This window comes from Cupriavidus sp. 291-E7 (assembly GCF_057798835.1).
In genome coordinates this window covers 175,441-188,398 of record NZ_JBYOJV010000003.1, presented here as the reverse complement: position 1 = coordinate 188,398, position 12,958 = coordinate 175,441, and the positions used below count along the sequence as shown (strand labels likewise).

Annotated in this window: 12 protein-coding genes; 2 read left to right on the top strand and 10 right to left on the bottom strand. The window is 66.1% G+C overall.

Annotated elements, in window-relative coordinates; all coding sequences use genetic code 11:
- Positions 1–13 precede the first annotated feature (13 nt).
- Positions 14–1,384 carry an LLM class flavin-dependent oxidoreductase gene (locus AC3FLX_RS06870; protein WP_488695052.1) on the bottom strand — a complete coding sequence of 457 codons (1,371 nt, stop codon included), beginning with the start codon at positions 1,382–1,384 and terminating at the stop codon, positions 14–16.
- 189 nt (positions 1,385–1,573) lie between these two features.
- On the opposite strand from AC3FLX_RS06870, the gene AC3FLX_RS06865 reads away from it, so the two are divergent.
- Positions 1,574–2,140 carry a helix-turn-helix domain-containing protein gene (locus AC3FLX_RS06865; protein ID WP_488695050.1) on the top strand — a complete coding sequence of 189 codons (567 nt, stop codon included), beginning with the start codon at positions 1,574–1,576 and terminating at the stop codon, positions 2,138–2,140.
- Here the strand turns inward: AC3FLX_RS06865 and AC3FLX_RS06860 are convergent, their stop codons facing one another.
- From AC3FLX_RS06860 to AC3FLX_RS06840, 5 genes are all read right to left on the bottom strand, one after another.
- Positions 2,141–2,926 (bottom strand): GntR family transcriptional regulator, encoded by a 786-nt coding sequence (locus AC3FLX_RS06860; RefSeq protein ID WP_488695049.1) that lies wholly within the window; start codon positions 2,924–2,926, stop codon positions 2,141–2,143. It lies immediately after the preceding gene.
- Between the two features lie 87 nt (positions 2,927–3,013).
- Entirely contained in the window at positions 3,014–3,871 is an 858-nt protein-coding gene (locus AC3FLX_RS06855) for an isocitrate lyase/PEP mutase family protein (RefSeq protein ID WP_488695047.1), read from the bottom strand.
- Positions 3,868–4,398 carry a LeuD/DmdB family oxidoreductase small subunit gene (locus tag AC3FLX_RS06850; protein WP_488695045.1) on the bottom strand — a complete coding sequence of 177 codons (531 nt, stop codon included), beginning with the start codon at positions 4,396–4,398 and terminating at the stop codon, positions 3,868–3,870. Before AC3FLX_RS06850 ends, AC3FLX_RS06855 begins: the two co-directional genes overlap by 4 nt.
- A complete protein-coding gene (locus AC3FLX_RS06845; protein ID WP_488695043.1) occupies positions 4,395–5,669 on the bottom strand; it encodes a 3-isopropylmalate dehydratase large subunit in 1,275 nt (424 codons plus the stop codon). The genes AC3FLX_RS06850 and AC3FLX_RS06845 overlap by 4 nt, the downstream gene beginning before the upstream one ends.
- Before the next feature lie 9 nt (positions 5,670–5,678).
- Positions 5,679–6,650, bottom strand: a complete 972-nt coding sequence (locus AC3FLX_RS06840; RefSeq protein ID WP_488695041.1) for a Bug family tripartite tricarboxylate transporter substrate binding protein — start codon at positions 6,648–6,650, stop codon at positions 5,679–5,681.
- Between the two features lie 426 nt (positions 6,651–7,076).
- On the opposite strand from AC3FLX_RS06840, the gene AC3FLX_RS06835 reads away from it, so the two are divergent.
- A complete protein-coding gene (locus AC3FLX_RS06835) occupies positions 7,077–7,847 on the top strand; it encodes a short-chain dehydrogenase/reductase (protein WP_488695039.1) in 771 nt (256 codons plus the stop codon).
- A 30-nt stretch (positions 7,848–7,877) separates the two neighbouring features.
- Here AC3FLX_RS06835 and AC3FLX_RS06830 read toward each other — a convergent pair whose 3' ends face one another.
- The 4 genes from AC3FLX_RS06830 to ilvD all read right to left on the bottom strand — a co-directional run bounded on the left by AC3FLX_RS06830 (position 7,878) and on the right by ilvD (position 12,940).
- Positions 7,878–8,858 carry a tripartite tricarboxylate transporter substrate binding protein gene (locus tag AC3FLX_RS06830; RefSeq protein ID WP_488695037.1) on the bottom strand — a complete coding sequence of 327 codons (981 nt, stop codon included), beginning with the start codon at positions 8,856–8,858 and terminating at the stop codon, positions 7,878–7,880.
- A gap of 142 nt (positions 8,859–9,000) precedes the next feature.
- Complete coding sequence (locus AC3FLX_RS06825; protein ID WP_488695035.1) at positions 9,001–10,233, bottom strand: S1 family peptidase; 1,233 nt, start codon at positions 10,231–10,233, stop codon at positions 9,001–9,003.
- A gap of 64 nt (positions 10,234–10,297) precedes the next feature.
- Positions 10,298–10,906, bottom strand: a complete 609-nt coding sequence (locus AC3FLX_RS06820) for a hypothetical protein (RefSeq protein WP_488695033.1) — start codon at positions 10,904–10,906, stop codon at positions 10,298–10,300.
- A 174-nt stretch (positions 10,907–11,080) separates the two neighbouring features.
- The gene (gene ilvD, locus AC3FLX_RS06815; protein ID WP_488695031.1) at positions 11,081–12,940 is read right to left on the bottom strand and encodes a dihydroxy-acid dehydratase; all 1,860 of its coding nucleotides are present in this window, start codon (positions 12,938–12,940) and stop codon (positions 11,081–11,083) included.
- Between the last annotated feature and the right edge of the window lie 18 nt (positions 12,941–12,958).

The following is a 12,958-nucleotide window of genomic DNA, read 5'->3' as shown; positions in this document are numbered from 1 at the left end:
GATGCCTGTGTCGTTACCGGTTCACGCCGGTGCCCCGATATTGCGCCGCCGTGTGCGTGGCTGGCAAGCGTGCCGTGCCAAACAGCTTGTCCCGATAGGTGCCGGCCTGGTACGCGGTCTTGTACGCGCCACGTTCCTGCAGCAGGGGCACCACGAGATCGATGACGTCTTCGAAGCATTCCGGCACCACGGTGCGCGACAGGTTGAAGCCATCCACGCCGGTTTCCTCGCTCCACGCCATCAACTGGTCCGCCACCTGCTCCGCCGACCCCACCCACGGTGGCTGGCGGCTGCCCAGCACCATCTGCTCCAGCAGCTTGCGGCGCGTCCATTGGGGGCCCGCGCTGCGCGTCATCGCTTCGACATTCGACACGATGGCCTGGCTCTTGCCCGTATCGATCGGTTCGTCGATGTCGTAGCGTGCGAAGTCGATGCCCAGCGATGCCGCCGCGTGCACCAGCGCGGCCTCGGAACTGACGTAGCGGCGATATTCCTCGAACTTCTCGCGCGCCTCGGCCTCGGTGCGTCCCACCACCAGCGTTGCGCCCAGGAAGACCTTTACATCGTCGGCCCGCCGGCCCAGCTGCACGGCCCGCGCACGAATATCGTCGACGATCTCCTTGACGCCCTCTTTCTTCTGTCCGTTGACGAACACGCACTCGGCATGCGTGGCGGCGAACTGCCGGCCCCGCGTTGACGATCCTGCCTGGTAAAGCACTGGCGTGCGTTGCGGCGATGGCGCGCACAGGTGCATCGCATCGACCTTGTACTGCGGCCCGCGATGATGGATCACGCGCACCTTGTCGGGATTGGCATAGACGCCGGCCGCACGGTCCTCCACCACGGCGTCGTCGTCCCAGCTTCCCTCCCAGAGCTTGTAGACCAGCGCCATGTATTCGTCGGCCAGGTCGTAGCGATCGTCGTGCGCCACCTGCCCGTCGATGCCGATGGCACGCGCGGCACTGTCCAGATAGCCGGTCACGATATTCCAGCCGATGCGCCCGCCCGTCAGATGGTCCAGCGTGGACATGCGGCGCGCGAACAGGAACGGCTGCTCGTAGGTCAGGTTCGCGGTGACGCCAAAGCCCAGGTGCCGGGTCACCGCCGCCATCGCCGGAATCACGAGCGTGGGATCGTTGACCGGCACCTGCACCGCGCCACGCAGCGCGGCATCGGCGTTGCCGCCGTAGACATCGTAGACGCCCACCACGTCGGCAAAGAAAATGCCGTCGAATAATCCGCGTTCGAGGGTTCTTGCATAGTCGGTCCAGTACTGCAGCTCGGTATAGCGGTGCGACTGGTCGCGCGGATGGGTCCACATGCCTTGCTGGATGTGGCCGACACAATGCATGTCGAAGGCGTTCAGGCGAATTTCTCGGGGCATGGGGGCGGCTCCGTTGACGACGGCTGATTTGAACTTCATCCACTATAGTGGACGAATGAGCATCATCGTGAGGTTTTTGGCGGGAGGGTTAACCCGCGCATGACGATGGCACTTCTATAATCCGACGGTTGCCGCGCCCACACCCACAAGCGGGCGAGGCAAGAACAACCTCTTCATTCCCGCGACCTTATGAGCCGACTCCCCGACGACCCCACCAACGCCATTTCGGCCCGCGTGCGCATCGAGCGTGAATCGCGGGGCTGGTCGCTGGCGGAGCTGGCCGACCGGTCAGGGGTATCCAAGGCGATGATCAGCAAGATCGAACGTGGCGAGGCAAGCCCGACGGCAACGGTGCTCGGCCGCCTGTCGGGAGCGTTCGGCCTGCAGTTGTCGATGCTGATGGCACTGGCCGAACAGGCCGGCGAACGCTTGAGCCGCGCCACCGACCAGCCGGTCTGGCAGGACCCCGAAACGGGCTATATGCGTCGCGCGGTATCGCCGCGCAACGGCGGCATGCTCGAACTGGTGGAAGTCACGCTGCCGGGCAACGCGCGTGTGGCATATCCATCGTCGGCGTTCACCTTTCAGCACCAGCAGATCTGGGTGCTCGACGGCACACTGGTCTTCGAGGAAGGCGAGCTGGTGCACACGCTCAATGCAGGGGACTGCCTGCAGCTTGGGCCGCCCGCGCCTTGCACGTTCATCAACGCCAGTACGGACGCCTGCCGCTATGTGGTGGCGCTGGTGCGGCGCTGATCAGGGCTGATCGGCGTCGATCCATACGCGCGTCGACGCACCCGCGCGCGTCAGCCGCATCTGGTACGTGTAGCGCTCGGGGTGATACAGGCCAACCAGGAATTGCACGGCACGCCCGTCGGCGTCGGAAGCCACGCGCGATACACGCAGCAACGGCACACCTGGCGCGATACGGAGAATACGCGCCACATCGAGATCGGCCACCGCGGCGCCAAGCGTCTGCTCGGCGGACACCACTTCGATACCATGCCGCTCCAGCGCAACGAGCATCGGTGTGTCCTGCAGCGTATGACGATCCAGCGCGGCAGCCAACTCCGCCGGCACGAAGACCTCGGTATAGGAGATCGGCTGCGCCTTGAACTTGCGCACGCGCACCACCTTGAGCACGGGAGCACCGGGCGGCAGCGACAGCGCGGCACTGACTGCCGGCGGCGCCGCCATGCGCTTCCACTCCAGAACCTGCACCCGCGTGCGCATGCTGACGCTGACGATGTTATCGAGCAGGCCACCCCGCACGGTCTGCACCGCCGCCTGAGCCGGTGCGGCGTTGCGCGTGGTCGGCACCGTGCCCTTGCCACGCAGCCGCACGACCAGACCTTCTTCCTGCAGCCGCGCCAGCGCGGAACGCACGGTCACCCGGGCCACGCCGAATTCCTCGGCAAGCTGGCGCTCACCGGGCAGCGGCATGCCTGCCTCGTAGTGGCCGCCGCGAATGCGATCGCGCAGGATCAGGCGAACCTGCTGGAATCGCGGTAGCGTGGTCAGGGGAGCGTGGGCATCAAGCATCGGGCGTGGCGACGGGGGGTGGAGCGATGCCGCCACGGTACGCGCACCCAGCGGCAAAAAGCAAGCCGGGCACGCGGGGGCCGCGAGTTATTCGTACTGCTTGCCCAGCGCGAGCATTTCCGGGGTGCCGATCACGCCGTTGAGCGCCTGGAACGACAGCATCTTGTCCAGATACGGCGTGGTGGTGCCACTCGCGTGCAGACTGGCCAGGTAATCGCGCAGCGCAAAGCTCAGCGCCCGCACCGTGCCGCCCGGGAAGATCACGATGCGGAAACCGATCTCCTCCAGCTCGCCCGCCGGCAGCACGGGCGTCTTGCCACCTTCCACCATATTGGCCAGCAGCGGCGCACGCTTGCCGAGTCTTGCGATGGCAGCGGTCATGTCCTCACGGCTGCGCAGCGCTTCCACGAACAGCACGTCGGCTCCCGCATCGGCGTATTGCTCGGCACGCGCCAGCGCGGCTTCCATGCCCTCCACGGCCACGGCATCGGTACGGGCGATGATCAGCGTGTTGTCGTCGCGGCGCGCATCGCAGGCCGCGCGGATCTTGCCGGCCATCTCGGCGGCACCGATCACCGACTTGCCGTCGAGATGCCCGCAGCGCTTTGGCATGGCCTGGTCTTCGAGCTGGATCGCGGTCGCGCCGGCACGCTCCAGCACCCGCACGGTCTGCATCACGTTGAGCGCGTTGCCAAAGCCCGTGTCCGCATCGACGATCAGCGGCAGCGTCGGGCACCGCTCGCGGATATTGCGCGCAACCGATGCCACGTCGTCAAGCGAGAGGAAACCGATATCGGGCCGGCCCAGGCGCGTGTAGGCAATGCTGGCGCCGGACAGGTATGCGGCCTGGAACCCCGCCTGCTCGACCAGCAGGGCGGAAAATGCATCGTAGACGCCCGGTGCGGTAACGATGCCAGTGCCTTGCAGGCGTTGCTTGAGAGTCATTGCAGTTCCCCATTCACGGTGAGTTGGCCCGACGCTAGGCGGCGCGCCAGGTGCGGCACCAGCCCGCCATCGCGGATCATGGCCACCAGATGCGGAGGCACCGGATCGCATTGCAGCGCCGGCGCGTCCTCAAGAAAAACCTGCGCGGTATCGATATCGCACCCGGCGCGCTGGCCGGCGGTTATCGGTGGCAGCGTCGTGCACGTCAGCAGCGGCAGACCAAGGTTGAAACCATTGCGATAGAACAGCCCCGCGAACGACGGCGCCACCACCGCCACCACGCCCAGGTGCCGAAGCACCTCCACCGCCTGCTCGCGCGACGACCCCGCGCCAAAGTTGCGGCCGCCAAACACGATATCGCCGGGCCGTACCTGCGCGGCGAACGTCGGGGCCACCGCTTCCATGCAGTGGCGCGCGATTTCTTCGATGCCGAACTTCATGTAGGCGCCCGGCGCCAGCAGGTCGGTATTGATGTCATCGCCGAACACCCATGCCCGGCCACTCAATCGGTTCAGATCCCCGCTCATGCCAGCATCTCCCTCGGATCGGCAATGCGGCCCGCGATTGCGGATGCCGCCACCGTATAAGGCGAGCCCAGGTAGACCTGCGACGATGCCGCCCCCATGCGCCCCTTGAAGTTGCGCGCCGTGGCGCTGATCACCACGCTGTCTTCGCCAAAGCGATGTTCGCCGTAGCCCGCGCAAGCGCCACAGGCGTTGGGCAGCAGTTCCGCGCCAGCGTCGGTCAACGCGGCCAGCGTGCCTTCCTGCTCCGCACGCTGCTGGTCGGCGGCACTGGCCGGCGCCACCAGCAGGCGCGTGCCGCGTGCCACGCGCTGGCCGCGTAACACTTCCGCCGCCATGCGCAGGTCTTCGAGCTTGGCGCCCGTGCAGGCACCGATATAGGCGATGTCGATGCCTACGTTGCCGAACGTGTCGACGTCGTCGGCATTGGCCGGCGAATGCGGACGCGATACCTGCGGCGCCAGCGTAGTGGCATCGAAATCGTGGACAGCCAGACAAGCCGCGTCGGCATCGGACTGCCAGCCGTCGATGTCGATCGCCTCCGCCGCCACGCCGGCAGCCAGCAGCCAGTCGCGCGTGGTGGCATCGGGGGCCACCAGCCCCACCTGGGCACCGAGTTCCGCGGTCATGTTCGACAGCGTCATGCGTTCCTGCATCGGCAGCGCGGCCACCGCCGCGCCGGTGTACTCCACCGCCTGGTACTGGCCGCCATCCATGCCGAACTGCGTGCACATGCGCAGCATCATGTCCTTGGCCGATACCCCGGCGCGCAGCTTGCCATGCCACTGCATGCGGATGGTTTGCGGCACGCGCACCCAGATTTCGCCCGTGACCAGCACGCCGAGCATTTCGGTGGCGCCGATGCCGAACATGTAGGCGCCGAACGCACCGCCGGTGGACGAATGGCTGTCACCGCCCACCGCGAACATGCCAGGGCGCAGATAGCCCTTCTGCGGCACCACCACGTGGCAGATGCCCTCCATGTCGTGAAAGCGCGCGACGCCTTCGTCGCGCACCCAGTCGCGCGCGATCTGCACGATCTTGCGGCTGTCGGCGTCGTGTGCGGGCACGTAGTGATCGGTGACCACTACCACCTTGTCCGGGTTCCACACCTTCGCGCCGAGCTTTTCCAGCATCGGCTTCACACGGCGAGGACCGCCCGAGTCATGCATCATCGCCAGATCCACGCGGCAGGTGACAATCTCCCCTGGGGCGACTGTCGCCCGGCCCGCGGCCCTGGCCAGCAGTTTCTGCGCCAATGTCTGGCCCATCATTTGAATTCCTTACTCCACCTTGGTACCGGAGGCCTGGATCACCTTGGCCCAATGCTGGATATCGCTGCGCACGAACGCGGCAAATGCGGGCGGCGTCATGCTGATGGCCGTGGCCGCCTCGGTTTCCATGCGCTTCTTGTAGGCCGGATCGTCGACGGCGATCTTCACCGCGCGATACAGCTGCTCCGTCACGGACGCCGGCAGCTTGGCGGGGCCGAACAGGCCGAACCATGCCGACGATTCGAATCCCTTGACCGTCTGGCCGATCGGCGGCACGCCCGGGAACTGTGTCAGGGCTTCCTTGCTGCTGACGCCGAGGAACTTCAGCGTGCCGGACTTCACGTGCGGCAACACGTTGACCGTGCTTGCGAACATCAGGTCGACGGTGCCGCCAAGCAGATCGGTCAGCGCCGGATTGGTCCCCTTGTAGGGAATGTTCACGATATCGGTACCGGTCTGCAGCTTGAACTGCTCGCTGGCCAGATGCAGCGACGAACCCTGCGCCCCGATCGCGAACGTCAGCTTGCCGGGGTTCTTCTTCGCATAGTCGATCAGGCCGGCCGTGGTATCGAACGGCGCGTTCTTGCGTGCCACCAGCACACTGGGCACGCGCGCCACCATCGTGATCGGCGTGAAGTCCTTGACCGGGTCGAACGGCAGGTTCTTGTACAGCGTGGCGTTGATGGTATGGCCGGTGAAACTCATCAGCAGCGTGCTGCCGTCCGGCGTGGCGCGCGCCACGTACTGCGCGGCGATATTGCCGCCTGCGCCGGGCCGGTTGTCCACCACGACGGTGCGATGCAGGGTCTCACCGAGCGAGCGCGCAATCAGACGCGCCAGTGCATCGGTCGTGCCGCCCGCCGGGCTGCCCACCACGATGGTGATGGGCTTGTCCTGTGCCGCCGCCCGCTGCACCGGGGCAAGCGCCGCAAGGAATGCCAGCGTGGTGCCGGCCAGGAGCTTTCTACGACTGATCAACATCTATGTCTCCGCCTCTGTTCACTTCATGTGGGGTTCAGGCGGACTCTATGCCCCGCAGCCGGGCCACTCAATGGAACCAGGTGGTCCTATTCACCAGACCAGTGGTGTCTTTGAATGTCCAGACATTGCCGCTGCGGATGGATTCCGAAAGCGCGCCATCGTACACAAGAGCGGCACGCGGCAATGTAATAGAACGTAAAAACAACACGGCGTCGATATCCCGACGTCGATATCCGCCGCGCCGCCTGGCAGCGCAATCGCGCGTCAACGCTTGCAACCCGCTTCAGCCATCCCGGCCCGCGCGGCAGCCCGTCGGACGAAAAATCCGCGACAGGCGTACGATGCAGGCTCCTTGATGCCACCGTCCGCATCATCTTCTCGATCATGCTGGCGGCGCGTCTGTCAGCGTCGTAAGGGAGCCAACGCATGGATCTGCTTCTGCAGGGCAAAACAGTACTGATCACCGGCGGCACGCGCGGCATCGGCGTGGCGTGCGCACGGACGTTCGCGGCCGAGGGCGCCTCCGTCACCATTACCGGCACGACGTCCGAATCCACCAGTCGTGCGCAACGCACGCTGAAGGACGAGCACGGCATCGACGTCGACACCTTCGTAGGCGATCTTTCACAGGCCGATGTGCGCCAGGCGCTGGTGCCGAGACTCGATGGCATCGACATTCTCGTCAATAACGCGGGGGCGATCCCGGGAGGCGGCCTGACCGCGATGACCGACGCGCAATGGCGCGACGCGTGGGACCTGAAGGTGTTCGGCTACATCGACATGGCCCGGCTGGCGTTGCCGCGCATGATGGAACGCGGTGCCGGCGTGATCGTCAATGTGATCGGCATTGCGGCGGAGATGCCGCGTTACGACTACCTGTGTGGCGCCGCGGGTAATGCCGCGCTCTCGACGTTCACGCGCGCCGTGGGCGCGCATGCCACGTCACGCGGCGTGCGCGTAGTGGGCGTCAATCCCGGACCGACCGAGACCGACCGGCTGGTCAACCTCTACAAGGCCCGTGCCAGACAAAAATTCGACGATGAGTCCCGCTGGCAGGAGATGCTGGAGCACCTGCCCTTCGGCCGCGCCGCGCATGCCGACGAGATTGCCGATCTGGTGGTGTACCTGGCATCGGCGCGCGCATCGTACCTGAGCGGCGTGGTCATCGACGCCGACGGCGGCGCGCGTTTCAGTTGAGCGCCGGCACGAGACCCATCCATCGATCCATCAATCGATCGTCGCCCCCGACGCCTTCACCACCTTGCCCCATTTGTCGATTTCATGGGCGATGAACTTGCCCGTGTCCGGGGGCGATGTCCACGTGGCGGCAAACCCCTGCGTGGCAAAGCGCGAGCGCACGTCTTCCTGCGTCAGCACGGCTTTCATGGCATCGCTGATTTTGTCGACCACCGCTGGCGGCGTGTTGGCCGGCACCAGCAGCGCGTTCCAGGCCGTGGCTTCGTAGCCGGGCAGGCCGGCCTGCGCGATGGTCGGGATATCGGGTGCGGCCGGCGATCGCGTCGCGCCCGTCACGGCCAGCGCCCGCAGCTTGCCGTCGCGCACGAAAGGCATGGCGGACAGCATCGTATCGAACATGACCGTGGCTTGCCCCGCCATGACGTCGGTAAGGGCCGGCGCGCTGCCCTTGTAAGGCACGTGGGTCATCCGCGTGCCCGCCATGCTGTTGAACAACTCGGCGGCCAGGTGCGTGGATTGCCCGTTGCCCGAGCTGGCAAAGGTGACCTTGCCCGGATTGGCCTTCGCCATGACGATCAGTTCCGCCACGCTGGTTGCCTGCGTGGACGGCGCGGTCACCAGCACCAGCGGGCCGCTGGTCAGCATCGACACCGGCGCGAAATCCGTTCGCGTGTTGTATCCCGGCTTGGCGAACAGCGTCATGTTGATGGCGTGCGCGGTGGTGGCCACAAGCATCGTGTAACCATCGGGCGAGGATTTGGCTACGGCGTCGGCGCCGATATTGCCGCCAGCGCCGGGCCGGTTATCGACCACGACCGGCTGGCCCAGCCGCTCCGACAGCTTTTGCCCCACCACGCGCGCCACGATGTCCGTGGGTCCGCCGGGCGGATATGGCACCACCATGCGGATCGGCTTGGCGGGCCACGTCTGTGCCTGGGCGGCTGGCGCCGCGGCCAGCAGCGCGCACGACAGCACCGATAGAGACAGCAACACTTTGCGGACAGGGGACATGCGCGCTCCTGGATTGCCCTGGTTTTGCGGGATGAAACTCGCCGGACATCACCAACAGGAGGCTTATAGGCGCCGCGCTAGCGCCGTGTCACTCTGCAGCGCATCAAAGTTTCATCGGCTGAAATCGCGCGCCAGGTCTGCGTCATTCAAAGCGGTGCGCGGCAAGCTCCAGCTTTTCGGCGGTCTGCGCGGTGCTGGCCTCGAACTTGACCACGCGGCCGATCTCCGGCGCATACCAGGCCACCGCCTTATATTCGTAGGTAAAGGTGGCGGCGCCGCCAACCGGCCGCGCGGGCCGCTGCATGTAGCCCCGATAGGCAATACGGATGACGCGATAGGTGCCTCCGGCAACGGCCATCTCCGTCTCGCTCATCGCGGTGCCATCCAAATCGGTCTGGGCGTTGTTGCCAGGCTGCCTGTATGAGTATTTCCAGCGAGAACCGACCTTGACGTTGGTCGGCACCCAGCCCGACGGCGGCGACGCCAGTTCGAACTCGCCGGCGATGGGCGAATTGACGCGCTCCACCGTGCCGTCGGCGCGCTCGACTCGGGCGCCCTGGTTGTAGATCACGCGGCCGTTCTCGATGCGGTCGACGCGGTACGCCACGTCCGATCGCCTGCCCGTGAGGTTGTCCGTCAGCACGTACTGCCAGACTTCGCCGACGCGCGGCGAACCCTCACCGGCACTGGCGGCTTTCCCCGCCTGGACGGCTGCCGCCTTGGTGTCGATTGCCGAAGGCTGATAGGTGGCCAGCGCTGCCGCGCCGCGCGTGGCGATATCCCTCACCCATGCGGCGGGTACGGCGCGCTGCCGCGTCTTGCCCGCCACGCGGTCCTCGGCAAGGATGCCGACCAGGCGGCCGCCATCGTCGAACAGCGCCCCGCCATTGGCCGCCGCGTCAGGCGCGGCGGACAGTTCGATGGTCGTGAGCTTTCCGTCGTTGCTGGCCTGCAGGCCGGTCACGGTCGCCTCGCGTACCGCCACCGCGCCTCCGGAGACCGACGCCATCACCATCTTCTGCCCGAGGCCCGGCGCGGTCGATCCGGCTGAGATCGTCACGCCGCTGCCCGGCAGATTGGGCACCCTGAGCAGGCACAGGTTGCGCTCGATGTCGGGCGCTGTCAGCGTGGCTTCGTATGTCACGTTGTCGCGCGTCACGCTGATCGATCGCGCACCGGCCAGCAGCGTGCACGCCGTGACCACCTGGCTCGGCCCTATCACCACACCCGAGCCCGACTGCGTCGACTGCTGGCCGTTTGCACGGATCGCGTAGACGTTGCCGGTGATCTGATCAAGCCCGATGGCACCGGCGGACGTTGCGCAGGTCACGAGCAGGCCCGTCAGGATCGGGCGAAAGGATGGGCGCGTCGTCATGGAAACAAGCATGAAAGCAGGCGAAGAAAGGAAGACCGAAGGTGTCTGAGCTGGGCCGCGTCTTTCAACGCGGCGGCAGCAGATAGCGCAGGTCGTCCATCGACACGGGCTTTTGCGCGGTCGTGGCCGCCGCGGGCGAAACGGGTGTCCCTGGGGCCGAGGTTGCGGCAGGCATCGCACCCGGCGATGCCGGTGTTGCCGGTGCCCCTGGTGCCGCGGCCACCATTGTCGTCGCGGGCGCCGGGGCGGGTTCGTCCATGCGGTCACGGCCGTTGATGGCGATGTCCTGGCCCATGCTGATGCGGATCAGCTCGGGGTAATCGTAGGCCGCGCCCGACGACGTATCGACGGCGACGCCGATCAAGCCACCGAACAGCGCATTGCCGAAGACCAGCCCCTTGGTTGTCGACGTCACCGTTGCGGTGCCCGCCGGCATGCCCTCTTTCTCGCATTTGACGGTCAGATCGCCATAGGCCCGGCTGACCGATGTCGTGCCGGGCGTGGACACGTGATAGGTGCCCTTGTCGTTGACCAGTTCGCAGCGCGCACCCTCCACGCGTTGCAGGTTTTGTTGGGTTTCGACCGATACCACTTGCGTCGTACCGCCCACGATGGACGCACAGCCGCCCGCCAGGCTGGCGCTGGCAATGACCAGTAATACGGATGCCCGCATGTTTCCCCGGAATTTGTTGTTGGATTTATATTTGGCTCGCCCCGCCATGTTGCGGGTGGCAGGTAATGTAGCAAGCGCGCGAACGCCGCCCTCCCCCCACTAGAGAGGGGTGGCGGCATCGGGTGGTATTGCGGGGATTGGGGCGGCCGGAAAACCGCCCCGAAGGTCAGAAGGTCAGTCGTCGAGCAGCGACAGGTCGCGCACGGCGCCCTTGTCCGCGGACATGACCAGCTTGGCGTACGCCTTCAGCGCGGCGGACACCTTGCGCGGACGCGCCTTGACCGGCTTCCAGCCGCGCGCGTCCTGCTCCGCGCGGCGGGTTGCCAGTTCTTCGTCGGAGACCAGCACATCGATCGTGCGGTTGGGGATGTCGATGCGGATCTTGTCGCCATCGCGCACGAGGCCGATGGCGCCGCCGGCTGCCGCCTCGGGCGAGCAGTGGCCGATCGACAGACCCGACGTGCCGCCCGAGAAACGGCCGTCGGTCAGCAGCGCGCAAGCCTTGCCGAGGCCCTTCGACTTGATGTAGCTGGTCGGGTACAGCATTTCCTGCATGCCGGGGCCGCCCTTCGGACCTTCGTAGCGCACGATCACCACGTCGCCGGCCTTGACCTTGTCATTGAGGATGTTCTCAACCGCCTCGTCCTGCGATTCCGTGACATGGGCCGTGCCCTCGAACACCAGGATGCTCTCGTCCACACCGGCGGTCTTCACCACGCAGCCGTCCAGCGCGATATTGCCGGTCAGCACGGCCAGGCCGCCTTCCTTCGAGAACGCATGCTCGTACGAGCGGATGCAACCTTCGGCGCGATCGAGATCCAGGCTCGGCCAGCGCGTGTTCTGGCTGAACGCCACCTGCGTCGGGATGCCTGCGGGACCGGCCATGTAGAACGTGCGCACGGCTTCGTCCTTGGTGCGGACGATGTCCCACTGGTCCAGCGCGTCCTTGAGCGTCGGCGTATGCACGGTCGGCACGTCGGTGTGCAGCTTTCCGGCGCGGTCCAGCTCGCCCAGGATGGCCATGATGCCGCCGGCGCGGTGCACGTCTTCGATGTGGTACTTGTTCGTGTTCGGCGCCACCTTGCACAACTGCGGCACCACGCGCGACATGCGGTCGATGTCGGTCATCGTGAAGTCGATTTCCGCTTCACGGGCGATCGCCAGCAGGTGCAGGATCGTGTTGGTCGATCCGCCCATCGCGATGTCCAGCGTCATGGCGTTCTCGAACGCCTTGAAGCCCACCGATCGCGGCAGCACACGCTCGTCGTTCTGCTCGTAGTACATGCGCGCCAGGTCGACGATGCGGCTGCCGGCGCGCTTGAACAGTTGCTCGCGGTCGGCGTGGGTGGCCACCACGGTGCCGTTGCCCGGCAGCGACAGGCCCAGCGCCTCGGTCAGGCAGTTCATCGAGTTGGCCGTGAACATGCCCGAGCACGAACCGCACGTCGGGCAGGCCGAACGTTCCACCTGGTCCACCTCGGCGTCCGAATACGACTGGTCGGCCGCCATCACCATCGCATCCACGAGGTCGAGCTTCTTCAGCTCGATGGTCTTGGTCACGGGGTTGGCCAGGCGCGTCTTGCCGGCTTCCATCGGGCCGCCGGACACGAAGATCACCGGAATGTTCAGGCGCATGGCAGCCATCAGCATGCCCGGCGTGATCTTGTCGCAGTTCGAGATGCACACCATCGCGTCGGCACAGTGCGCATTGACCATGTATTCGACGGAGTCAGCGATGATGTCGCGGCTGGGCAGCGAATACAGCATGCCGTCGTGGCCCATTGCGATGCCGTCATCGACGGCGATGGTGTTGAATTCCTTGGCCACGCCACCGGCAGCCTCGATCTCGCGTGCAACGAGCTGGCCCAGGTCTTTCAGGTGCACGTGGCCGGGCACGAACTGGGTGAACGAATTGACCACCGCGATGATCGGCTTCTGGAAATCCTCGTCTTTCATGCCGGTGGCGCGCCACAGCGAGCGCGCACCCGCCATGTTGCGGCCGGCGGTAGAGGTCTTGGAACGGTATGTGGGCATTGTGGGTGCTTGAAAATG

What these genes read in the sequence shown, in the direction of transcription:
- AC3FLX_RS06870 (WP_488695052.1), bottom strand. Translation starts at nt 1,384, where the DNA reads ATGCCCCGAGAAATTCGCCTGAACGCCTTCGACATGCATTGTGTCGGC.
- AC3FLX_RS06865 (WP_488695050.1), top strand. Translation starts at nt 1,574, where the DNA reads ATGAGCCGACTCCCCGACGACCCCACCAACGCCATTTCGGCCCGCGTG.
- AC3FLX_RS06860 (WP_488695049.1), bottom strand. Translation starts at nt 2,926, where the DNA reads ATGCTTGATGCCCACGCTCCCCTGACCACGCTACCGCGATTCCAGCAG.
- AC3FLX_RS06855 (WP_488695047.1), bottom strand. Translation starts at nt 3,871, where the DNA reads ATGACTCTCAAGCAACGCCTGCAAGGCACTGGCATCGTTACCGCACCG.
- AC3FLX_RS06850 (WP_488695045.1), bottom strand. Translation starts at nt 4,398, where the DNA reads ATGAGCGGGGATCTGAACCGATTGAGTGGCCGGGCATGGGTGTTCGGC.
- AC3FLX_RS06845 (WP_488695043.1), bottom strand. Translation starts at nt 5,669, where the DNA reads ATGATGGGCCAGACATTGGCGCAGAAACTGCTGGCCAGGGCCGCGGGC.
- AC3FLX_RS06840 (WP_488695041.1), bottom strand. Translation starts at nt 6,650, where the DNA reads ATGTTGATCAGTCGTAGAAAGCTCCTGGCCGGCACCACGCTGGCATTC.
- AC3FLX_RS06835 (WP_488695039.1), top strand. Translation starts at nt 7,077, where the DNA reads ATGGATCTGCTTCTGCAGGGCAAAACAGTACTGATCACCGGCGGCACG.
- AC3FLX_RS06830 (WP_488695037.1), bottom strand. Translation starts at nt 8,858, where the DNA reads ATGTCCCCTGTCCGCAAAGTGTTGCTGTCTCTATCGGTGCTGTCGTGC.
- AC3FLX_RS06825 (WP_488695035.1), bottom strand. Translation starts at nt 10,233, where the DNA reads ATGACGACGCGCCCATCCTTTCGCCCGATCCTGACGGGCCTGCTCGTG.
- AC3FLX_RS06820 (WP_488695033.1), bottom strand. Translation starts at nt 10,906, where the DNA reads ATGCGGGCATCCGTATTACTGGTCATTGCCAGCGCCAGCCTGGCGGGC.
- ilvD (WP_488695031.1), bottom strand. Translation starts at nt 12,940, where the DNA reads ATGCCCACATACCGTTCCAAGACCTCTACCGCCGGCCGCAACATGGCG.